This is a genomic window from Actinomycetota bacterium (genome assembly GCA_009923495.1).
Taxonomy (GTDB): domain Bacteria; phylum Actinomycetota; class Actinomycetes; order S36-B12; family UBA5976; genus UBA5976.
Map to the genome: position 1 here is coordinate 39,213 of RFTJ01000002.1, position 19,167 is coordinate 58,379.

The following is a 19,167-nucleotide window of genomic DNA, read 5'->3' on the forward strand; positions in this document are numbered from 1 at the left end:
GATTTGCTTGCGAGGGCGACTAACCTTGTACCTATGAGTCGAATTGTGCTTATTACGGGCGGTAACCGCGGAATCGGCAAATCTATCGCCGAGAAATTCGTAGCAAATGGTGACACAGTCGTTGTAACTAGTCGCACTGGTGAGCCCATCGCTGGACTTAATGTGGTCAAGTGTGATGTTGCTGACAGTGCCAGCGTTGATGCAGCCTTCGACCTGATTGAGCAGACCTGGGGTCCAGTAGCAGTTGCCGTAGCCAATGCTGGTATCACTCGTGACGGCCTAATTATGCGAATGAGCGATGACGATATCAACGATGTATTAAACACCAATTTGGTTGGCGCGATCCGCGTTGCCCGCCGAGCCGCCAGAGCCATGATGAAGGCTCGAAGCGGTCGAATTATTCTGATGTCCAGCGTCGTAGGCCTCATGGGATCAGCAGGACAAGTTAACTACGCAGCATCGAAAGCAGGTCTGGTAGGCGCAGCTCGGTCGCTAGCGCGCGAGTTGGGTTCTCGCGGCATCACCTGCAATGTAATTGCACCGGGGTTTGTAGACACTGACATGACCGCTGATTTGTCTGAGGACCGTAAGAATGAGATTCTCACGAATGTTCCACTAGGTCGCTACGCCTCTCCAGCTGAGGTGGCAGATGCGGTAGCTTTCCTGGCTTCTGACGCTGCAGGCTACATTACGGGTGCTGTCATTCCCGTAGATGGCGGACTAGGTATGGGACACTAGGACAATCATGGGAATTCTTGACGGAAAAAATTTATTAGTAACAGGCGTGCTCAAAGAGTCATCAATTGCCTTTAATGTGGCAAAGATTGCCCAAGAAGAGGGCGCCAATGTTGTGCTCTCGTCTTACGGTCGAGTGGCGAGCATCACCAAGCGTGTCGCTGCCAAGTTGCCAGTCGAGCCGGCCTTAGTTGAACTAGATGTAACGAACGACGACGACTTGGCCAACCTGCCTGCCGCATTAGCGGAATACATGCCACACCTTGACGGCGTTCTGCACTCAATCGCTTTTGCTCCGACTTCTGCTTTAGGCGGCAACTTCCTGAACACTCCTTGGGAGGACGTTCGGATTGCATTGGAAGTATCTGCTTTTTCATTCAAGTCATTGGCTGTGGCATGCCTGCCAATGATGGAAGGTCGTGCAGGCCAGATTCTAGGTTTAGATTTTGATGCCACGGTAACTTGGCCGTATTACGACTGGATGGGTGTTTCCAAAGCAGCCCTCGAGGCGACGACTCGGTACTTAGCTCGAGAGCTTGGCCCCAAAGGTCACAGAGTTAACTTAGTTGCAGCAGGTCCGTTGCAGACCACGGCGGCAAACGGGATCCCTGGTTTTGAGGACTTCGAGGCATTGTGGCAAAAGCGAGCACCTTTGGGTTGGGATACCAGCGATACAGTGCCAACAGCAAAAGCTTGCGTTGCGTTGTTTTCAGATTGGTTCCCAGCGACCACTGGAGAAATCATTCATGTTGATGGCGGCGTGCACAGTCAGGGCGGACCGTAAGCCTCCGCGACCGTAGGCTTGTCAAACAAAAAGTCCCCAGCGTTAAGCCGGGGACTTTTCAATTTGCACAATTATGGTTTAGTCGGACGAAGTGATTTAAGTAGCGTCATGTCGCTGTCTCGGGTTGTCGTCGCTTGCGCGATAGCCAACTCCTTAGCCGCCTTAGCCGCAGCCACAACATCTGCCTGATCCTTCCTGCCCTTTACGGCTGCTCGGTAGGCCTTCTTGGCATCACGAACGGCTTTGTGAAAATTCTTAGCGATTACAGTTCGCGCGATTCGGTAAGACTTCTTCATCTCTTTTGCGGAACGCTTAGCAGCCTTCGCCAGCACCTTGTCAGTAGGCGCTGCGTCTGCAGCCGCTTTTGCTGCCGTGAAGGTGAGTACGGCAGTTTGGTAAGCAGTAATCGCCTCTTGCGAAGTAATAGCAACCTTATGCCCGTGCCCTGATTTTGTAACGGCGTTAGTGGATTGGGCAAACGCGCCCGATGCACTCGAAAGTGATAGCGCAAATACCGCTACAAGGGCTGGAACTAGTTTTTTGAGTTTCATGATGGACTCCTTAGTCCGCGCTGTTATCTTGCTTTAAGTATTCCACGCTATTTCTTAGAAAATACTGTGAAGCAGACTTGGAATTCCTGCGAATGAATATTCAATAGTTACCATTAGAGCAGGGGTGAGGGCTGTGTCGCTGGGTCGAATTTTGGTTGTTGATGACGAAGAGTCACTGCGAGACATGCTCTTCGATGCGTTAAAAATATCTAACTACACACCAACTGTTGCCGATGATGGAGTGCGCGCACTTGAACTATTGCGAACACAGCAATTCGATCTAGTTGTTGCCGATATAAACATGCCTAGATTAAGTGGGTTCGAGTTACTTGAAAAACTGCGAGAGGCAGAGAATCAAGTTCCGGTGATTCTGCTAACCGCCCAGACAGATAGGAATGATGTAACCCACGGCCTGAAATTAGGGGCCGACGATTATGTGAAAAAACCATTCGGGCTTGAAGAATTGATGTTGCGAATCCAGGCTATTTTGCGCAGGACTAGCAGAGTCGATCTGTTACCCCAGACTCTTTCCTGTGGACCGATCCAAATTAATCGTGACACATTTACCGTCACTTTTAACGGCGACCTAATGAATCTTTCGCCAACGGAATTTAAGCTTTTGGATTTGCTGATTACAAACAAAAATAAGGTTGTGCGTAAATCTGAACTTTTATCAGAGGTCTGGGAGATTGATTTTGTGACCTCAACAAATGTGGTGGATACTTACATCTCATATTTGCGCAAGAAACTGCACCGAGACGGATTCCAAGGTATCCGCACCGTTCGCGGCATCGGATTTACGATAGAAGAACCTGCGTGAAGTTGCAACGCAAACTCACTCTAGTCGCTGGGTTGGTCATTACGGTGGTGGGCGTCTCGGTAGGCGTAGCGGCAGTCTCAAGTAGCTACTTCAATGAGATAGCAAAGATTGATCAAAGGCTGAATGCAAACGCTACCATCTTGGGCAAGTCTCTTGATCGGGCGCTTAGTACTGCTCTTCTCCTTGGCAATCAATCAGATATCCCAACAAGCGTTTCCTATGTTTCCGAGTCTGGAGAACTTACTAATTTGGTAGAGAACGAATTCCTTCTCAGTAAAACCCCATCCAGAGCAGAATTGCTGAACTCAAATCAGCAAATAGTTGCAACTTTGGCAAACGAGCCAGGTCGAATTAGATCTGTGAAAATCGGCGATGGCGAGTATGTAATTTTCGCGGCCAGCACTGCTCAGGTTATAGCCCAACGAAATGCACAAGTTCGGTGGTTCGTCATCGCACTTTTGATTGCATTAGGTGTTGGAATTCTTGCAATCAACCGTTTGATTAAACGAGACGTTCGGCAAATAGAGCTGCTTGCTGCGAATTCAACATTGATTGCAACAGGGAAGACGGACACTGAGTTGCCAGACAGCCACGGTAATTCGGAAGTTGACGAGTTAACTAAATCAATGAAAGTGATGGTTAGCAATCTACTGAACGCAATAGATCGCGAAAAGCAGTCTCACCTCGCTATGCAGAATTTTCTTAGTGATGCATCACATGAACTCCGCACGCCATTAACCGCCATTAGGGGATATGCGGAAATAGTTGCTGGCTCGGTCGAGTCGCCAACCGACCAGCAACAACGGGCCTTTACTCGCATTGCAAGTGAAGTCATGCGTATGGACAAACTCATTGATGATCTACTGCTTTTAGCAAAGCTTGGTGAGTTCCCGAGAGTTGAGTTCACCGCCGTGAACATGTCGGAGCTGTTAGCGGAACAATTAGCCGATTTAGTTTCATTTCAACCAAACCGGCTTGTCCATTCGAGTGTTCACCCAAAAACTCTAGTTTTTGGCTCTAATGAATTGTTGCGGGTTCTCGTAAATAATTTGTTCAGCAACTTAAGAAGGCACACGAACGAAGATGTCCATGTACAGGTCTCGCTAGAAGAGTCTGACGGATTTGCTGTGCTCAAAATCGCAGATGCAGGCCCAGGTCTTCCACAGAAATTTTATACATCACAGGAAACGATCCCGTTTGAACGATTCGATGAATCAAGATCCAGAGTTTCTGGTGGTGCAGGGCTGGGATTGAGCATCATAAAGGCGGTAGTTGATGCCCACACAGGAACGCTAGTATTTCAGCGAAGTGAATTGGGTGGCCACGAGACCTTGATAAAATTACCAATAGCCAAGGACATCTAGTGCGGATTTTCTGCACAATTTGACCAGGGAAATTAGATTGGAACCTCAGGCGCTGGTGTCTCAATGCCTTCAGCTGCATCCGAGCGTTCAATCTGTTCACGAGTAATACCGAGCACATATAGAACGGTATCTAGATACGGGGTGTTAACAGAAGCGTGTGCAGCATCGCGAACAAATGGTTTAGCGTTGAAAGCTATGCCAAGAGCCGCTTCATTGAGCATGTCTAGGTCATTAGCGCCATCGCCAATCGCAATTGTGCGCGACATCGGGATGCCATAATGTGCCGCAAATTCGCGTAAAGCCTCGGCTTTCGCTTGACGGTCAATGATTGGTCCCTCAAGTTCACCCGTTAAGACGCCATCTGCAATTTCAAGCTTGTTGGCACGAACATTTGTAACTCCCAATGCGTCAGCAAGTGGCTTGACAACCTCAATAAAGCCACCGCTGACCAATGCAACCTGAAAGCCAATTCGATTCAGAGTGCGAGTTAGAGTCTTGGCTCCAGGGGTGAAACTGATTTCCGACAACACCTCAGTCAGTGCAGATTCCGGTAAGCCTCTAAGCATTGCTACTCGTAGCCGTAGCGATTCCTCAAAATCCAATTCACCGTTCATGGCTCGCGCAGTAATGTCAGCGACCTGAGCTTCAACGCCGGCTCGGGCTGCTAACAATTCGATAACTTCGTGCTGAATGAAGGTTGAATCGACATCCATCACAATTAAGTGAATTCCACGCCGATCTAGACCAGATTCTTGAACCGCGATGTCAATTTTGTTCTCACGTGCGACTGCGGAAAGCTGGTCACGCAGGGTGCCTTTACTAACGCCACCGACTTCAAATTCGACAGCAGTGACTGGATAAGTGGCTACCTGGCGAATACGGTCAATGTTGCCACCTGCCTGAGCAATCGTTGCCGTTATCGAAGCAACGGATGCGGGCAACAGCGGGGCGCCTAGGACGGTAACGATTAAATGTTCGCGCCAACTGGAAAGTTCGTCGTTATGAAGGACTCGAGAAGCTACGCTTAGGTTGCGCGTTTGAGCGAATTGTTCGGCTAAGGTCGTGGCCTGGGCGAAAATCGCTTGATTATGCGCCTCTCTAGTCATCAGAGAAACTCCCAGAATCAAATGACCTTGAAGCACAATTTGCTCCAACTGGCGAATGTAGACAGGCAATTCCGACAATGTAGTGGTGAGACCAGCGGTTACACCTGGCTGATCTTTACCACTGACTGTGAGTATTAGAACATCTGTCATAAGTGATAAGCCTAGACCGCGAACGCAGCAAACAAGAATTCACAGTCAACTAACCGTCACCTGGACATGAGATAAACCGTGCCTAAGAGCAGGGTAGAACTTGAGCCACTGCACTACGACATGCTAAGCAGCGCACGAAAACGCTGGGTGCGCTGTCCCATATCTGTACCTAATGGCGCTACATTTGCTATGTGGCACAGGTTATTTCACTCAGTGAGGTGACAGTTCTGCGTGGCAATAACCCCATTTTGAATAACTTCAGTTGGCAGGTAAGTGAAGGTCAGCGTTGGGTTGTTATGGGTCCAAATGGGGCAGGAAAAACAACTTTGATGCAGGTTTGCTCAGGTTACTTGCACCCAACTTCCGGATCAGCAACCATTCTCGATGCACAATTGGGCAGCACCGATGTGCGAGAACTTCGTACCCAAATAGGAATTAGCAGCGCTGCGGTTTCGGCACTAATGCCGCCAAAAGAGACAGTTCTAGATACTGTTCTCACTGCCGCTCATGGGGTAGTTGGGCGATGGCGCGAACAATACGAAGATTTGGACATAGCTCGTGCTCATGCCATGTTGCGGGCTTGGGGACTAGAAAATTTAGCGAGCCGCTTAATCGGAACATTGTCTGAAGGGGAACGTAAGCGGGTGCAAATCGCGCGAGCACTTATGGCTGATCCGGAACTGTTATTGCTTGACGAGCCTGCGGCCGGCCTAGATGTAGCCGGCCGTGAGGATCTAATTGCTCGGTTATCTCGACTTGCTGCCGATCCAACCGCACCAGTGATCATTTTGGTCACCCATCATGTTGAAGAAATTCCTCCCAACTTCACTGATGCACTGTTAATTGCAAATGGCAAAATTTCAGCCATCGGTCCAGTACAAGAGGTAATTGCTACAAGTCCGATGTCTCGAGCCTTTGGCGCGCCGTTGACCGTGGAATTTGTGGATGATCGATGGTATGCCCGTGGTCGGACACCGAGTAAGGGCAGGCGGGCACGCTCTAACTAAATACCGCAGTTGCGCTGATGCAACCTTTACTCTGGTAGTAGGTCGAAGGAAAGGTTATCCATGAGCGAGCAAACTCCTAAGAAGTACGAGATAAATTGGAGCCTAGTTGCCAAACTTTTGGTTACTGCGTTAGTGATTATATTCTTCATTCAGCTCAAGAATATGCAGGAAATGACTTGGCAATTCCTGATCTTTGAATTCACTTGGCCGACGTGGCTGGTACTACTTGTTACTTTTTTACTTGGGGCATTTTTTGGTCGGGATGTATGGACCTGGCTAATCAGTAAGTTTCGTAAACCCACGGCATAGGCAGATTTCTCATGACTGAAATTACCGAGGCCGTCCCATCGTGGCTCAGTTCGGATGAGTTAGATAGTGCCAGAGCACGACTTCCTATCGTTTATGTTGAGGCCATTCCGGTACGGGTTGATGAGCGCGGTGAAGTTACCAGCGTGGGCCTCTTGCTGCGTGGCAGACCAGACGGGTCAATAAGTCGCGCTGTTGTCTCTGGGCGAGTTATGTATGGCGAACGAGTACGCGACGCGATTTTGCGAAATGTTGAGAAAGATCTTGGCCCAATGGCGCTACCGCAAATACCACCGCAGCCAGCCCCCTTTACGGTAGCCGAATATTTCCCAAACCCAGAAGTAACTGGTTTTCACGACCCCCGACAACATGCTGTTTCACTTGTATTTATCGTTCCAGTTGCCGGTGATTGTTTACCGAATCAAGACGCTTTGGACTTAGTGTGGCTAACACCCGCCGAAGCAGTATCCGATCAGGTTCGAGCGGAAATGACGGGTGGGCAGGATCGGTTAGTCCTGTTGGCTTTGGCGCATGCTGGCCGGTTACCTTAACTGCCAGCAGGTTTCAACGTAAAAGTGGAAATTTGATTTCCAAGGTTTATCGCTCTCTGTCTAAAGCGGGTGTGGGGGACATCAACGTCATTTGCCGTCAAATGCAAGCTTGAACATTGCGAAGTAATTTGCGAAATATGCTCGGCGTAGCTTTGGTCATCGGTAACTATTACTAATCGGCCATCTCCTGTTAAAAGCGATGCAATCAAGTCAAGAAAATCTAACTGCACTAGCCGTCGCTTGTGGTGCCTGGCTTTTGGCCACGGGTCTGGAAATAGCACTAAAAAAGTGTCGATGCTCGAACGGGCCAAACCAGAAGCAAGAGCTGGAATACCGTCGCCGAAGACTAGAGCCAATTTCGCAGATGCCATGGATTCAGCACATTGGGCAATTCGGCAAATGCCCGGGGTATGAACATCGACTGCAAGTACCGCATTGCCTGCCCTAAGCAGTGAGATTGTGGCATCACCCATACCGCAACCAAAATCAACAATTACCGAGTCTGAATCTAGGTAGGTTCGCAGATCTATCTGCTCTTTCGAACTCGGCAACAGAAATTTGGGTACAACGTCCCCAATTAGCTGTAACCGAGTTGATGTCATCCGTCCCCGGCGGGCGTGAAAAGTCTTGATAGATCGTTCAGTATGCACCTGTTTAGGCTATCTAGCCGACAGCTCGGTTCTTAATGGAATAACGGCCAGCCATAAAGTGCTCCGTGGGTGACTGTGTCGACGCTGGCAGCAATGGCATAGAAAGAAAAGATTGCCAGTGCGCCACCAGCTAGAGCCAGATCCTTCATAAATGCAATCTGTTCATTCATTTTGGACATTGGATCTTCTTCGCGCCAAAACGGATGCATCAGAAGGGCCGTTGGAATCAAGAAGGCCAAAAGAAGTAAAGCACCGAGGTCAGCCCAATAACCGGTGATTAGCAAAATTGAGCCCACTGCCAAAATTACTCCACTCAACAAAACCGCTAACTTTGCTGCAGGCACTCCGCGAGAGGCCGTGTAGGCGGTCATCCCTTTGATATTTGTGAAGTGATTGATTGCAGAGACGACAAAAAGTAGTGAGAAGAAGATTCGACTGACGAATAATAAAGTTTCCATGAAAGCTCCCAAGAAGGCTCGGTGGTTACTGCCAAATTAGCAGTCAACTGGTTTGGAATCAGGCAAGGCGTGCGTGTCGGCTCGTTGAGCCCAATATGCTTTAGGCATGGAGTTGTGGTCACTTTTGCCTAAAGGCTGGCAAGATCAGATGATCGCAATCAGGCCCCAACTTAAGACATTAAATCGCTTGCTAATGACTCAGATTGAATCTGGTGTTGATGTGGTACCTGCCTTTGCTCAAGTTTTTGCCGCCTTGCCTGAGTCGCCCAACTCTGTGTCTGTACTGATCTTTGGCCAAGATCCCTATTCCAACCCGGAATTTGCCACGGGATTGGCATTTAGTGTTCCAACGGGATCTGCAAGCCTGCCGCCAACTCTCAGGAACATTCTGAGAGAAGTGGAGTCTGACATTGGCCAGACGCAGGTTCGTGATGGAAACCTGGAACCTTGGAAAGAGCAGGGAGTCCTACTGCTGAATTCAATATTGACTACCGAGTCTGGCTTGTCACTGGCCCATAAAACTTTTGGCTGGCAGCAAATCACGCTTGAGTTGGTTAGAGCTGTCAGTCGGGTTAATCCAGAGGTAATAGCAGTGCTTTGGGGGCAGCAAGCTCGAACTCTGCGCGCTGAGTTCAAGCCTGGGTTGGTGATTGAGTCAGTGCACCCGAGTCCGCTGAGTGCCTACCGCGGGTTTTTTGGTTCAAGGCCATTTAGCCAGGTGAACCGGTTGCTGCTAAGCCAAGGCCGTACGCCGATTAACTGGTGAGGCAACTCTGCCAATTAGCAGGTTAGATTTCGCCTTTCCCTGGGTACAATTGGGGCATGGATTTAACCCTAATTGCGCTAGTTGTTGTCGTACTGCTAGCTATTTATTTCATTGCTCAATACAACAAACTGACTCGCTTGAACGTTCAAGTTGACGAGGCCTTTGCCCAAATCGAGGTACAACTACAACGTCGAGCCGACCTAATTCCGAACTTGGTCGAGACCGTAAAAGGGTATGCATCTCACGAGTCCGAAGTGTTGCAAAAAGTCGTTGAAGCGCGTTCTGCGGCAACTGAAGCGCACGGATTCAATGAAGTGGCTGCTGCTGATGGCTCACTCACTTCCGCGTTACGCGGCTTACTGGCAATTACTGAGAACTATCCAGATTTAAAGGCGTCAGCAAACTTCATCGCCCTGCAGGAGGAGCTATCAACTACCGAAAATAAGGTTGGCTTCGCTCGCCAGTATTACAACGACCGGGTTCGTCAATTGAATCAGGCGCTGGTCACTTTACCTACCAACTTTTTTGGTGGGATAGCAAAGGTTGTAAAGCGAGACTTCTACGAAGTGGATAGTCCAGAAAAGCGTGACGTTCCTAAAGTTTCGTTCTAATTAGGAACTTAACAAATAGATGTCTTTAGACTTTCACGCGCAGCAAGCCAGCAACCAGCGTAAAACTTACGGTCTACTCTTTGGGATGGCCATTGTCACGATCGTTTTGATTTACGCTGTCGGTTTATGGCTGGGTCAGAGCGGCACAGCCCTTTTTCCAATGGCAGTAATTTTCGCTCTCGTCATGGTTTGGGGCTCCTATTACAACTCGGACAAGTTGGTCATGACCATGACCGGGGCCAGAATTATCGATCACGACTCGGCACCGCAACTTTTCAATCTTGTTCAGGAGATCGTGATAGCCGCTGGCATTCCAATGCCGAAGGTCGCCATTGTCGAGGATCCAGCGCCGAATGCGTTTGCCACAGGTCGCGGTAATGCAATTGGGGCCATCGTTGGCTTAGTTGCCGTTATTCTCGCGCCGATTGCGGCCCTGTTACTTCGTTCGGCGATTTCCCGAAAGCGTGAATCTCTTGCAGATGCGACTGCCGTTGCCTTCACCCGTAACCCAACTGGTTTACGGCGTGCCCTAGAAACCCTGGCGCAAGACAGCACAGTGGTAGAGCAGCGATCAAACGCGGTTGCCCACATCTGGATTGAATCTCCGCTTGATAGCAGCACGACCAGCAAGCTTTTTGCAACACATCCACCTATTGAAGAGCGAATCGCATTATTGCGGCAAATGGAAGGGTCAGGTCCGGCTAAATGAGTTCACGGCTTATCGAGAATGGTTGGGGGGCACAGGAACTCGCAATCCCAAGTTCGTCACAGGTTTTTAGCAAAATCTTTTCGGACCATCGAGTTGATGTTTTAGTGCCTGCCGACCTAAGTCCTAGCACACCAGTGCTGGTTATGCATGATGGTAAAAACTTGTTCTGGGACGAACAATCGTCATTTGGAAACTCTTGGGGCGTCGTTGGGGCTGTTGAATCATCGGCCGACAAGCCGGTCGTTATTGGCATCTGGGGACTGGTAAATCCGGACTTCCCGGCAGTGCGAATGTTTGAGCTTGCACCTCAACAAGTACTTGAAGAGCAACCAAAACTTTGGGGTGAAATCCTGCAGTTCGCCAAAACTGAACAACACGAGGCTTTTGCAGATAAGTATCACGCGATGATTGCTGACCAAATAATTCCAGAAGTGGTTCACTTGCTAAACATAGACTTAGCGCCAGAGCGCACCGCGTTAGCAGGTTCCAGCATGGGCGGCATTACAAGTCTGTACGCGGCCAGCATTTATCCGCTCTTGTACGGAACCGTTCTGTCGTTGTCAACTCACTGGGCTTATTGGGATCCTGAAATTATTCCGGCGGTGATAAATCGGATTTCGACCGAGCCGCGCACTCGAATTTGGATTGACCGTGGCGACTTAGAGCTCGATGCCATGTACGAAGGGCTACACGAGCGCGCTGCTGAACTTCTTCGATCGCGAGGCTGGCAAGATGGCCACGAACTACAGGCACATGTTTTTGAGGGTACGAATCACAGTGAGCCGGCTTGGCGTGAACGCTTGCCACAAATTTTGAATTGGTGGCTTAATTAGTTAGCTGCGGTGATGGCGCTGTTGCTTCGGTGTGATCGCATGGATCGTTGGCTACCTTTGCGCCACAGTCAGTGCACAACAAGATCAATTTTCGGCATGCCAAGTTTGCACAGTTAAAGAATGAACTCGTAGGGGATTGGCATTTCTCACAAGTTCCCAAAACCTTCGCGTCCTGGCTGAAATTAACGGTCATTCGCTTGTCGAATACATATAGCGCGCCTTCCCAAAAGCCAGCATCACCAAAAGTTTCGCCATAACGAACAATGCCACCCTTGATTTGATATACCTCTTCAAAACCACGCGAGACCATCAAGGAAGAGAGCACTTCACAACGAATGCCACCGGTGCAGTAAGTAACGACAGGTTTGCTCTTTAGGTGGTCGTACTTTCCGCTATCTAGTTCGGCAATGAAATCCCGAGTGGTTTCTACATCCGGAACAACTGCGTTCTTGAAACGACCTATTTCAGCCTCAAATGCGTTTCGTCCGTCAAAGAAAGTGACTTCTTCGCCCCGTTGCGCGACTAACTCGTGAACTTGCTCTGGAGTTAAGTGCTTGCCACCGCCAACAATTCCTTGTTGATTAACCTCTAATTCGTCGGCAGCATTAAAGGTTACAACTTCATCTCGGACGCGGACCTTTAGCCGAGGAAAGTCATCGCCCAGCCCCTCTGACCACTTGAAGTCAATTTTCTTAAATGGGGCAAAATTCTTCGTTTTGGCGATGTACGTTTTCAGATCGTCCATCGAACCACCAAGAGTGCCATTAATTCCGTGCTGGGAAATAATGATGCGACCCTTGAGCCCAAGTGAATCGCATAAGGTTTCTTGCCATAATCGAATGGCGTCTGGATCGGCCAAAGGTGTGAACCCGTAGTAGAGAATGATTTTCGGTAAATCTCTGACCATAGCCTGATTTTATTACCAATCTGGTAAGAGTTGAAAACGCTGATTTCCTGTGTCCGAGGGGGGACTTGAACCCCCATCCCCTTGCGAGGACTAGCACCTCAAGCTAGCGCGTCTACCGATTCCGCCACCCGGACCTGTTGGTGTAACTTCGCAAGAATACCTGCAAATGGGAAGTGACTCAAATGAAGCACATTTTTCACCACGCTTGCACCAAACTTAGGTTATGGCAAACGAATCGAGCGGTGACCTTACTTCCGAAATTGTTGAGATTGTTTCTGATCTAATCAAAATTGATACTTCTAACTACGGTGATGACTCTGGTCCTGGTGAGGCCCTGGCTGCTGAGTATGTTGAACACTCGCTGAAATCCGTGGGGATAGATGCACTTAGGTACGAAACGACAAGCAGTAAGCGCCAAGGTGTTTATGCCCGAATCCCAGGTAGAGATAGCAGTAGATCTGCGCTTTTATTGCACGGACACCTTGATGTTGTTCCAGCCGCAGCCACAGATTGGACATACGACCCATTTGGTGCGGAGATTCATGATGGTTGCATTTGGGGAAGAGGAGCAGTTGACATGAAGGATGGCGTCGGGATGATCCTGGCGCTTTCAAGGCATTGGGCGCGCAGTGGCTACGTTCCACCCCGCGACATTGTCCTTCAGTTCATGCCAGATGAAGAGGCTGGAAGTAGGCATGGGTCTCATTGGCTGGTGGACAAACATCCAGAGATGTTTGAGAACGTCTCGCAAGCCGTTGGTGAAGTGGGCGGATTCAGTCTGACACTAAATGAGAACATTCGGCTTTATCTAGTTCAGACTGCGGAAAAGGGTATTCGTTGGATGAAACTGCGTGCTGAAGGCACCGCAGGACATGGCTCGTTTTTAAACGATGACAACGCAGTAACCAAGTTGGCTGAAGCCGTGGCGGCAGTAGGAAATCATAAGTTTGAGACTTTATTGACTCCTACGGTTAGAGATTTCATAAAAGCAGTCTCCGATGCTTTAGCGATTGAATTATCAATCGACGATCCAGAAACACTGCTTGCTCACCTTGGACCTATCGCCCGGATTGTCGGAGCAACTCTGTCAAACACAGCAAATCCAACCATGCTTAATGCCGGCTACAAACACAACGTGATTCCAGGCGAAGCTTCAGCAATGATTGACGGCAGATTCTTACCGGGCTTTGAAGCCGAATTACTTAAGGAAATCGACGACCTATTGCCGTTGGATGTTTACCGTGAGGACGTAATCAACGACATTGCTGTTGAAGCGCCATTTCATGGGCAAATCGTTGACGCAATGGACGCAGCAATTCGGGCCGAAGATCCACTAGGTAGGCCTGTTCCATACACGGTTAGCGGTGGCACGGATGCCAAAGCTTTTAGCACATTAGGGATTGACTGCTACGGATTTCTGCCACTGTTGTTGCCACCAGAATTAGATTTCTCAGCCATGTTCCACGGCGTTGATGAGCGAGTCCCAGTAGCTGGACTGGAATTCGGCATGCGCGTGATGGACAGATTTATCGAGTTGGCTTAACCGATTGAGTCAACTCTAAGGTTCAAGATTAAGCAGTCCGTTGCAGGTGATAGATCTTTCGCCGTAACCGCACCCATCGTCGCCCATCACTAAACACGCGAACCCGGTCAACTTCCCAACGTTCGATCTCAGCAAGCATAGTTAGATGCGACTTGATGTCGCCACGACTGACATGGCGACTGAAGTTAAGTTCGGTGTAATCCCATACTGCGCTCATGATTGACTCCATCCATACTCAGGGTAACTCTTTGCCGGCGCTGAAACATCTGAAAGTGCTGATTGAATTCCATCAGGTAGCTCCGATAGATCTGCTGCAACAATGCCACGCATTTGTGCTGCAGTACGAGCACCAACTACCGCAGTAGCTATTCGTGGTTGGGCTAAGACCCAAGCAAGGGCTGTGTCGAGCATTGGGCGACCCAATCCATCAGCTGCAACCGCTAGTGCCTCTACCACACGCTTTGCCCGATCTGTTAGATAGGGAGCAACAAAGTTTGCAAAATGACTAGAAGCGCCCCGAGAATCCGCAGGAGTATTGTGTCGATATTTTCCCGTAAGTACCCCTCGACCGATTGGAGACCAAGCAGCAATTCCGAGATTGTGGTGTTTACTAGCCGGTATCACTTCACGCTCAATCCCGCGCTCCAAAAGTGAGTACTCCATTTGGGAAACTACTAACGGAATTTGGTTTTTGGCCAAAGTAGCAACCAAGGAAGTCTGCCAGCCGGTGTAGTTTGAGATTCCGATGTAGCGAGCCTTACCACTATCAATCACTGACTGACAAACATTCAGAGTCTCTTCTATTGGAGTTAGCGGATCCCAGGCATGCAGATACCAGATGTCAACATGATTGCGGCGCAATCGACGCAACGAGTTGTCAATAGCGCCTAATAAATGCCGGCGACTAGCGTCGCGCTTCCGAGGATCCGGTACTGCAACAGCTTTCGTCGCCACAACTACATCGGGGAAATCACGCAGAAATTCACCAACAATTTCTTCCGATGCACCGTCGCAATAGACATCTGCTGTATCTATCGAGCGACCACCAGCATCGTAGAAGATGTTGAACTGGTCTCGGGCTTCATAAACATCTGTGTCACGACCCCAAGTCATGGTGCCTAACGTGAGATAGGACACGAACAAGCCACTATTACCCAGTGCCCGAACTTCCATAAACTCACGCTAGCGTTGGAGTAACTAAAAGTTGGGTAGAGCATGCGTGTGTCGCAGAAAAGCAGGTTGCAGTGAACCACATTGATTGGATACAAGCCATAGTCCTTGGCGTTGTTCAGGGGCTGACTGAATTTCTGCCGGTCTCGTCGAATGCGCACGTTGAGATAGTTTCTCGACTCTTGCACTGGGGGGATCCAGGAGCCGCATTTACAGCTGTCACTCAAATCGGCACTGAGACTGCGGTTATCATCTATTTCTGGAACGACATTAAGCACATTATCTCTGCTTGGTTTCGGAGCATTTTCGACCGTGAGGCGCGAAAAATTCCAGAAGCACGGCTTGGTTGGTATGTAATTTTAGGATCACTGCCAATCGGGGTTTTGGGATTGGTTTTCAAAAATCAAATTGAAACTACGGCACGAAACCTTTGGTTGGTGGCGGTAGCACTTATCGTCATGGGCATCGTGCTGGGTCTTGCCGACAAATATGCCAAGCACGCGAAGACTATGGATGATCTGAATTCGACGAATGCTCTCTCTTTTGGCATCGGCCAAGCAATGGCACTCATACCTGGAGTTTCGCGATCGGGTGCAACGATATCGTTTGGCTTGCTGATGGGCTTCAAACGTGATGTAGCTGCTAGATATTCATTCCTACTTGCCATACCTGCTGTCTTAGCTAGCGGTTCACTTCAGTTGGCAAGCGTAATTTCCGACCCTGCTGTGCAGTGGCCAGTCACACTTGTTGCCACTGTCGTCGCATTTGTTGTTGGCTACTGGGTTATTGCAACCTTGATGAAATATTTGGTGACTGGATCATTTATGCCGTTTGTTATTTATCGAATAGGTCTAGGGCTGGCAATTATGGCTTGGCTCTATTTCGGAAATCAGCCTGGCATGGCGCCGGCAGGATAGTCGTACAGTTGGATTATGGGAACAGTTCTATTAATTCGGCACGGCCAGTCAATCGCAAATGCGCAAGGGATTTTGGCTGGGAGAAATCCACAGAATCCTCTGGATGAAGTGGGGGAGAATACTGCCCGGTTATTAGGTGAACAGTTAGCCAAAATCGCAGTTGCGCATGTTGTCGTTAGTCCCCTAGAGCGCACGAAACAAACAGCTGAACTAGTTTTTGGCACTAGTACTCCTATTGAAGTTGATCAGCGATTAATCGAATGTGATTACGGAGATTGGCAGGGACGCCTTCTTAGTGAATTGACTACTGAGGCTCAGTGGGAAGTGGTCCAGAAGACACCGGACTTGATGCTTTTTCCGAACGGAGAGTCAATGATTGATATGGCTCAACGCGCAGTCTCTGGAATCCGTGAGTGGGATGCGAGGCTTTCCGAACAGCATGGCGATCAAGTAGTTTGGGCAGCAATTAGTCATGGCGATGTAATTAAGGCCATTTGCGCTGATGCTCTCGATCTGCCCTTGCGCAGTTTCCAACGAATTTCGATTGAGCCGATTTCAGTCTCGGTCGTTCAGTATTCGAAAGAAGGATCTCGAGTCCACAAACTCAACGACACTGGGCTGCAATGGCTATCCGCCCTGGCGAAGATGCAGCGGACTGAAAATACAATTGGCGGGGAAGTGAATACCGAATGACGCGCTTTATCTACCTATTCGATGAGCCGGAACGTTTTGTTGCAGGCACTGTTGGCCTGCCGGGAGAGCGTGAATTCTTCTTGCAGGCCCGATTAGGAAGTCGCCTCACTACTGTGGCTCTTGAGAAAACTCAGGTTTATGTACTAGCTGATCGCATTGGGGACTTACTTGATCAGATTGCTCAAGACGAAGGAATAGATACTAGTTCAACAACAGCAGCAGATCTCGAACCACTAGACAATCCGATACAGCAAGAGTTCACAGTAGGAGCCCTATCGCTTGGCTGGAATCCACAAGAGTTAAAAGTAATCATTGAAGCCCACGCTTTTACCGAAGATGATGCCGATGTGCCTGAACTGGAAGATGATGGAGAGCTCGGACCAGATGTTATGCGAGTGCGGCTAACACCAAAGCAGGCACGCTCATTTTCCACTCGGGCACTAGCGGTAGTGGCCGCCGGCCGACCCCCGTGTCCACTGTGTGACGGACCGCTGGATGCCAGGGGCCACATCTGTCCTAGAGCTAATGGCTATCGAAGGCGCGGTTAGTTAAAACAGGGGCCAGGGCAAACTGGGCCAGGCCTGACTTGGCGTTGGAAATTCCCCGATATTGACCAGCTCAGCTATACGTTGGTGGGTCGCGTCGATTTCCTCTTCAGTTAGCAGCTCACCCAACTCAGTTTCACTCAGATCTTCGGGCAATGAACGCACATCTTGCAGTAAACCTTCTGGAATAGGTTGGCCAGCCCATCCCCAAAGGACCGTACGCAATTTTGGTTCGGGGTGAAATGTGACACCATGATCAATTCCAGAAGTTTTCCCTGCTTCGTCAGTTAAAAGATGGCCACCTTTTCGATCCGCATTATTGACAAGTACATCTAGCAGGGCAATCCTTTTGAGAATTTCATCATCTTGATGGACTAGAGAGACTGGTAACCCCGATTCATTTTGTCCCTCGAGCACCGACAGCCAAGGAGAGGAAATCTCCACACTAGGAATGATATCGACCAAAGTGCATTCGCCAGTAACCCAATCTTGAATACTCCCTACTCCGTGATCTGTAGAAATTAGTTCAGTATTTGGAACCAGATTCCAACCCAAAAATTCACTCATTAGAAAAGTTGCACGCTCCCGAAAGACCAAAGTGCCATTCGGAAAGTCCCAAAGCTCTCGTTCCAAATGGTTTGGCTTGAAAATCACCGGTTTGCCTTCGAGTTCGGCTTTAAACGCTCCATTAGATGCATTGGATAGCTGCTCAATTATGGAAAGATTTTTCACTTGATGCCTAATAAAGCATCGACGGCCCTTTGCACACGATTTGATGCACTCGCCGAGAGTGCAGATGAACTTGCTAGGGTTTGCACCGCCCAATTATCAATGAGATTAAGTGCTGCCGGGGTATCCAAATCATTAGCAAGCAGTGCGGCCAGTTCCACCGAGCAGTCCGTTGTTGCATTAGGGCAGGCAAAGGCACGACGCCAGTTTTCTAGGCGTCTGGCGGCCGCGGCCAAGCCAGCATCTGTCCATTCCCATTCGGTGCGATAGTGGTGAGAAAGGATTGCCAACCGGATTGCCATTGGATCGACACCGTCAATGAGCAACTTTGAGACGAAAACCAGATTGCCAAGCGACTTACTCATTTTGTGACCATCTAGCCAGACCATGCCAGTGTGCATGAAGGTCCGGGCGAACGGTGTGACGCCTGTGGCACTTTGTGCGTGCGCTGCACTCATCTCATGGTGCGGAAACTTAAGGTCGCTGCCACCTCCTTGAACATCAATAGTTGGACCGAGGTATTCAACGGCTATGGCAGCACATTCAATGTGCCAGCCTGGTCGGCCCGAGCCCAGAGCGCTAGTCCAAGCAGGATCGCCAGGTTGTTCAGCTCGCCATAACAATGGGTCGAGCGGATCATGTTTGCCGACTCTGTGTGGATCACCACCTCGTTGGCTAAACAAATCAATCATGTCGTGGCGACTCAAATGACCGATACTGCCAATTAAGTTGGTCTGATTCGTCCTGTAGTAGAGATCCCCATCAAGATTGTAAACACAATCCGCCGCAATCAATTCATGCACTGCCGTCTCAACCAACGGAATGGACTCGACGGCTCCGATGTAATGCTGAGGTGGAATGACGCGTAGCGCAACCATGTCAGATTTGAAAAGTTCGGTTTGCTCAGTGGCTATGTCCTGCCAGTTGCGTCCAATAAGCGCGGCGCGCTCGATCAGTGGGTCGTCCACGTCAGTGACATTTTGGGCGTAACTAACATCCGCGCCTGCTGCTCGCCAGATGCGAATTAAGGTGTCAAAGGCCACATAAGTAGCAGCATGGCCCATGTGGGTTGCGTCATAAGGCGTGATACCACAGACATAAATTTTCACTTCGCGATTGACTGCTAATTGGTGTTCAGCTTGTGAAGCAGAGTCATGAACCAGAGGTGGTGGCGCTAGAAAGTCTAATTTTGGGACATCAACGTCAGACCAAGGAAGCACAGATTAAGTTTAAGGTACGGGCACTGTCGATGGTATGGTCGA

Annotated in this window: 24 protein-coding genes and 1 tRNA gene; 15 read left to right on the top strand and 10 right to left on the bottom strand. The window is 49.4% G+C overall.

The genetic code is table 11. The features are described 5' to 3' along the window. Positions 1 to 45: 45 nt before the first annotated feature. Positions 46 to 738, top strand: coding sequence for an SDR family oxidoreductase (locus EBS36_01330; protein ID NBU31802.1), 693 nt, complete (start codon positions 46 to 48; stop codon positions 736 to 738). Positions 739 to 745: 7 nt separating this feature from the next. Then, positions 746 to 1,519 carry an enoyl-[acyl-carrier-protein] reductase FabI gene (gene fabI / locus EBS36_01335; GenBank protein NBU31803.1) on the top strand — a complete coding sequence of 258 codons (774 nt, stop codon included), beginning with the start codon at positions 746 to 748 and terminating at the stop codon, positions 1,517 to 1,519. 71 nt (positions 1,520 to 1,590) lie between these two features. On the opposite strand, the gene EBS36_01340 is transcribed toward fabI, so the two are convergent. After that, a complete protein-coding gene (locus EBS36_01340) occupies positions 1,591 to 2,070 on the bottom strand; it encodes a hypothetical protein (GenBank protein NBU31804.1) in 480 nt (159 codons plus the stop codon). Positions 2,071 to 2,254: 184 nt separating this feature from the next. Between EBS36_01340 and EBS36_01345 the strand changes: the two genes are divergently transcribed. Further along, a complete protein-coding gene (locus EBS36_01345) occupies positions 2,255 to 2,890 on the top strand; it encodes a DNA-binding response regulator (protein NBU31805.1) in 636 nt (211 codons plus the stop codon). Next, entirely contained in the window at positions 2,887 to 4,254 is a 1,368-nt protein-coding gene (locus EBS36_01350) for a sensor histidine kinase (protein NBU31806.1), read from the top strand. The genes EBS36_01345 and EBS36_01350 overlap by 4 nt, the downstream gene beginning before the upstream one ends. Positions 4,255 to 4,286: 32 nt before the next feature. On the opposite strand, the gene serB is transcribed toward EBS36_01350, so the two are convergent. Next, complete coding sequence (serB, locus tag EBS36_01355) at positions 4,287 to 5,510, bottom strand: phosphoserine phosphatase SerB (protein ID NBU31807.1); 1,224 nt, start codon at positions 5,508 to 5,510, stop codon at positions 4,287 to 4,289. Positions 5,511 to 5,701: 191 nt separating this feature from the next. Between serB and EBS36_01360 the strand changes: the two genes are divergently transcribed. From EBS36_01360 to EBS36_01370, 3 genes are read left to right on the top strand one after another with little or no spacing between them, the layout of a single operon-like run. Further along, the gene (locus EBS36_01360) at positions 5,702 to 6,517 is read left to right on the top strand and encodes an ABC transporter ATP-binding protein (protein NBU31808.1); all 816 of its coding nucleotides are present in this window, start codon (positions 5,702 to 5,704) and stop codon (positions 6,515 to 6,517) included. A gap of 60 nt (positions 6,518 to 6,577) precedes the next feature. Further along, complete coding sequence (locus EBS36_01365; GenBank protein NBU31809.1) at positions 6,578 to 6,826, top strand: LapA family protein; 249 nt, start codon at positions 6,578 to 6,580, stop codon at positions 6,824 to 6,826. Between the two features lie 11 nt (positions 6,827 to 6,837). Next, complete coding sequence (locus EBS36_01370) at positions 6,838 to 7,374, top strand: DUF4916 domain-containing protein (GenBank protein NBU31810.1); 537 nt, start codon at positions 6,838 to 6,840, stop codon at positions 7,372 to 7,374. Here EBS36_01370 and EBS36_01375 read toward each other — a convergent pair. Beyond that, the gene (locus EBS36_01375) at positions 7,371 to 7,976 is read right to left on the bottom strand and encodes a hypothetical protein (protein ID NBU31811.1); all 606 of its coding nucleotides are present in this window, start codon (positions 7,974 to 7,976) and stop codon (positions 7,371 to 7,373) included. The genes EBS36_01370 and EBS36_01375 overlap by 4 nt on opposite strands. 80 nt (positions 7,977 to 8,056) lie before the next feature. After that, positions 8,057 to 8,482: a DoxX family protein gene (locus tag EBS36_01380; GenBank protein NBU31812.1), complete on the bottom strand. Its 426-nt coding sequence runs from the start codon at positions 8,480 to 8,482 to the stop codon at positions 8,057 to 8,059. A 106-nt stretch (positions 8,483 to 8,588) separates the two neighbouring features. Between EBS36_01380 and EBS36_01385 the strand changes: the two genes are divergently transcribed. The 4 genes from EBS36_01385 to EBS36_01400 are packed head-to-tail and all read left to right on the top strand — an operon-like array spanning position 8,589 to position 11,401. Beyond that, positions 8,589 to 9,248 (top strand): uracil-DNA glycosylase, encoded by a 660-nt coding sequence (locus tag EBS36_01385; GenBank protein NBU31813.1) that lies wholly within the window; start codon positions 8,589 to 8,591, stop codon positions 9,246 to 9,248. A gap of 56 nt (positions 9,249 to 9,304) precedes the next feature. After that, positions 9,305 to 9,859, top strand: coding sequence for a LemA family protein (locus EBS36_01390; protein ID NBU31814.1), 555 nt, complete (start codon positions 9,305 to 9,307; stop codon positions 9,857 to 9,859). 19 nt (positions 9,860 to 9,878) lie between these two features. Continuing rightward, the gene (locus tag EBS36_01395) at positions 9,879 to 10,568 is read left to right on the top strand and encodes a hypothetical protein (protein NBU31815.1); all 690 of its coding nucleotides are present in this window, start codon (positions 9,879 to 9,881) and stop codon (positions 10,566 to 10,568) included. Continuing rightward, the gene (locus tag EBS36_01400; GenBank protein ID NBU31816.1) at positions 10,565 to 11,401 is read left to right on the top strand and encodes a hypothetical protein; all 837 of its coding nucleotides are present in this window, start codon (positions 10,565 to 10,567) and stop codon (positions 11,399 to 11,401) included. Before EBS36_01395 ends, EBS36_01400 begins: the two co-directional genes overlap by 4 nt. On the opposite strand, the gene EBS36_01405 is transcribed toward EBS36_01400, so the two are convergent. Both EBS36_01405 and EBS36_01410 read right to left on the bottom strand, forming a co-directional pair. Further along, positions 11,394 to 12,308: a rhodanese-related sulfurtransferase gene (locus EBS36_01405; GenBank protein ID NBU31817.1), complete on the bottom strand. Its 915-nt coding sequence runs from the start codon at positions 12,306 to 12,308 to the stop codon at positions 11,394 to 11,396. The genes EBS36_01400 and EBS36_01405 overlap by 8 nt on opposite strands. Positions 12,309 to 12,358: 50 nt before the next feature. Continuing rightward, positions 12,359 to 12,442, bottom strand: a tRNA-Leu gene (locus EBS36_01410). Positions 12,443 to 12,531: 89 nt separating this feature from the next. Here EBS36_01410 and EBS36_01415 point away from each other — a divergent pair. Then, positions 12,532 to 13,851 carry a M20/M25/M40 family metallo-hydrolase gene (locus EBS36_01415; GenBank protein NBU31818.1) on the top strand — a complete coding sequence of 440 codons (1,320 nt, stop codon included), beginning with the start codon at positions 12,532 to 12,534 and terminating at the stop codon, positions 13,849 to 13,851. A gap of 28 nt (positions 13,852 to 13,879) precedes the next feature. Here the strand turns inward: EBS36_01415 and EBS36_01420 are convergent, their stop codons facing one another. Together EBS36_01420 and EBS36_01425 are read right to left on the bottom strand one after the other, a co-directional pair. After that, positions 13,880 to 14,068: a hypothetical protein gene (locus EBS36_01420; GenBank protein NBU31819.1), complete on the bottom strand. Its 189-nt coding sequence runs from the start codon at positions 14,066 to 14,068 to the stop codon at positions 13,880 to 13,882. Next, positions 14,065 to 15,024, bottom strand: coding sequence for an aldo/keto reductase (locus EBS36_01425; GenBank protein ID NBU31820.1), 960 nt, complete (start codon positions 15,022 to 15,024; stop codon positions 14,065 to 14,067). The genes EBS36_01420 and EBS36_01425 overlap by 4 nt, the downstream gene beginning before the upstream one ends. An 80-nt stretch (positions 15,025 to 15,104) precedes the next feature. On the opposite strand from EBS36_01425, the gene EBS36_01430 reads away from it, so the two are divergent. Genes EBS36_01430 through EBS36_01440 form a run of 3 tightly spaced genes read left to right on the top strand, consistent with a single transcriptional unit; the run spans position 15,105 to position 17,179 of the window. Then, positions 15,105 to 15,938, top strand: a complete 834-nt coding sequence (locus tag EBS36_01430) for an undecaprenyl-diphosphate phosphatase (GenBank protein ID NBU31821.1) — start codon at positions 15,105 to 15,107, stop codon at positions 15,936 to 15,938. 15 nt (positions 15,939 to 15,953) lie between these two features. Continuing rightward, positions 15,954 to 16,631, top strand: coding sequence for an MSMEG_4193 family putative phosphomutase (locus EBS36_01435; protein ID NBU31822.1), 678 nt, complete (start codon positions 15,954 to 15,956; stop codon positions 16,629 to 16,631). Further along, positions 16,628 to 17,179: a DUF3090 domain-containing protein gene (locus EBS36_01440; GenBank protein ID NBU31823.1), complete on the top strand. Its 552-nt coding sequence runs from the start codon at positions 16,628 to 16,630 to the stop codon at positions 17,177 to 17,179. The genes EBS36_01435 and EBS36_01440 overlap by 4 nt, the downstream gene beginning before the upstream one ends. Here EBS36_01440 and EBS36_01445 read toward each other — a convergent pair whose 3' ends face one another. Both EBS36_01445 and EBS36_01450 read right to left on the bottom strand, forming a co-directional pair. Continuing rightward, entirely contained in the window at positions 17,180 to 17,920 is a 741-nt protein-coding gene (locus EBS36_01445) for an SCO1664 family protein (protein ID NBU31824.1), read from the bottom strand. Beyond that, the gene (locus EBS36_01450) at positions 17,905 to 19,125 is read right to left on the bottom strand and encodes a cysteine--1-D-myo-inosityl 2-amino-2-deoxy-alpha-D-glucopyranoside ligase (GenBank protein NBU31825.1); all 1,221 of its coding nucleotides are present in this window, start codon (positions 19,123 to 19,125) and stop codon (positions 17,905 to 17,907) included. Before EBS36_01450 ends, EBS36_01445 begins: the two co-directional genes overlap by 16 nt. Positions 19,126 to 19,167: the final 42 nt, after the last annotated feature.

What these genes read in the sequence shown, in the direction of transcription:
- EBS36_01375 (NBU31811.1), bottom strand. Translation starts at nt 7,976, where the DNA reads ATGACATCAACTCGGTTACAGCTAATTGGGGACGTTGTACCCAAATTT.
- EBS36_01400 (NBU31816.1), top strand. Translation starts at nt 10,565, where the DNA reads ATGAGTTCACGGCTTATCGAGAATGGTTGGGGGGCACAGGAACTCGCA.
- EBS36_01415 (NBU31818.1), top strand. Translation starts at nt 12,532, where the DNA reads ATGGCAAACGAATCGAGCGGTGACCTTACTTCCGAAATTGTTGAGATT.
- EBS36_01405 (NBU31817.1), bottom strand. Translation starts at nt 12,308, where the DNA reads ATGGTCAGAGATTTACCGAAAATCATTCTCTACTACGGGTTCACACCT.
- EBS36_01390 (NBU31814.1), top strand. Translation starts at nt 9,305, where the DNA reads ATGGATTTAACCCTAATTGCGCTAGTTGTTGTCGTACTGCTAGCTATT.
- EBS36_01385 (NBU31813.1), top strand. Translation starts at nt 8,589, where the DNA reads ATGGAGTTGTGGTCACTTTTGCCTAAAGGCTGGCAAGATCAGATGATC.
- EBS36_01365 (NBU31809.1), top strand. Translation starts at nt 6,578, where the DNA reads ATGAGCGAGCAAACTCCTAAGAAGTACGAGATAAATTGGAGCCTAGTT.
- serB (NBU31807.1), bottom strand. Translation starts at nt 5,510, where the DNA reads ATGACAGATGTTCTAATACTCACAGTCAGTGGTAAAGATCAGCCAGGT.
- EBS36_01395 (NBU31815.1), top strand. Translation starts at nt 9,879, where the DNA reads ATGTCTTTAGACTTTCACGCGCAGCAAGCCAGCAACCAGCGTAAAACT.
- EBS36_01440 (NBU31823.1), top strand. Translation starts at nt 16,628, where the DNA reads ATGACGCGCTTTATCTACCTATTCGATGAGCCGGAACGTTTTGTTGCA.
- EBS36_01370 (NBU31810.1), top strand. Translation starts at nt 6,838, where the DNA reads ATGACTGAAATTACCGAGGCCGTCCCATCGTGGCTCAGTTCGGATGAG.
- EBS36_01435 (NBU31822.1), top strand. Translation starts at nt 15,954, where the DNA reads ATGGGAACAGTTCTATTAATTCGGCACGGCCAGTCAATCGCAAATGCG.
- fabI (NBU31803.1), top strand. Translation starts at nt 746, where the DNA reads ATGGGAATTCTTGACGGAAAAAATTTATTAGTAACAGGCGTGCTCAAA.
- EBS36_01380 (NBU31812.1), bottom strand. Translation starts at nt 8,482, where the DNA reads ATGGAAACTTTATTATTCGTCAGTCGAATCTTCTTCTCACTACTTTTT.
- EBS36_01425 (NBU31820.1), bottom strand. Translation starts at nt 15,024, where the DNA reads ATGGAAGTTCGGGCACTGGGTAATAGTGGCTTGTTCGTGTCCTATCTC.
- EBS36_01345 (NBU31805.1), top strand. Translation starts at nt 2,255, where the DNA reads ATGCTCTTCGATGCGTTAAAAATATCTAACTACACACCAACTGTTGCC.
- EBS36_01420 (NBU31819.1), bottom strand. Translation starts at nt 14,068, where the DNA reads ATGAGCGCAGTATGGGATTACACCGAACTTAACTTCAGTCGCCATGTC.
- EBS36_01340 (NBU31804.1), bottom strand. Translation starts at nt 2,070, where the DNA reads ATGAAACTCAAAAAACTAGTTCCAGCCCTTGTAGCGGTATTTGCGCTA.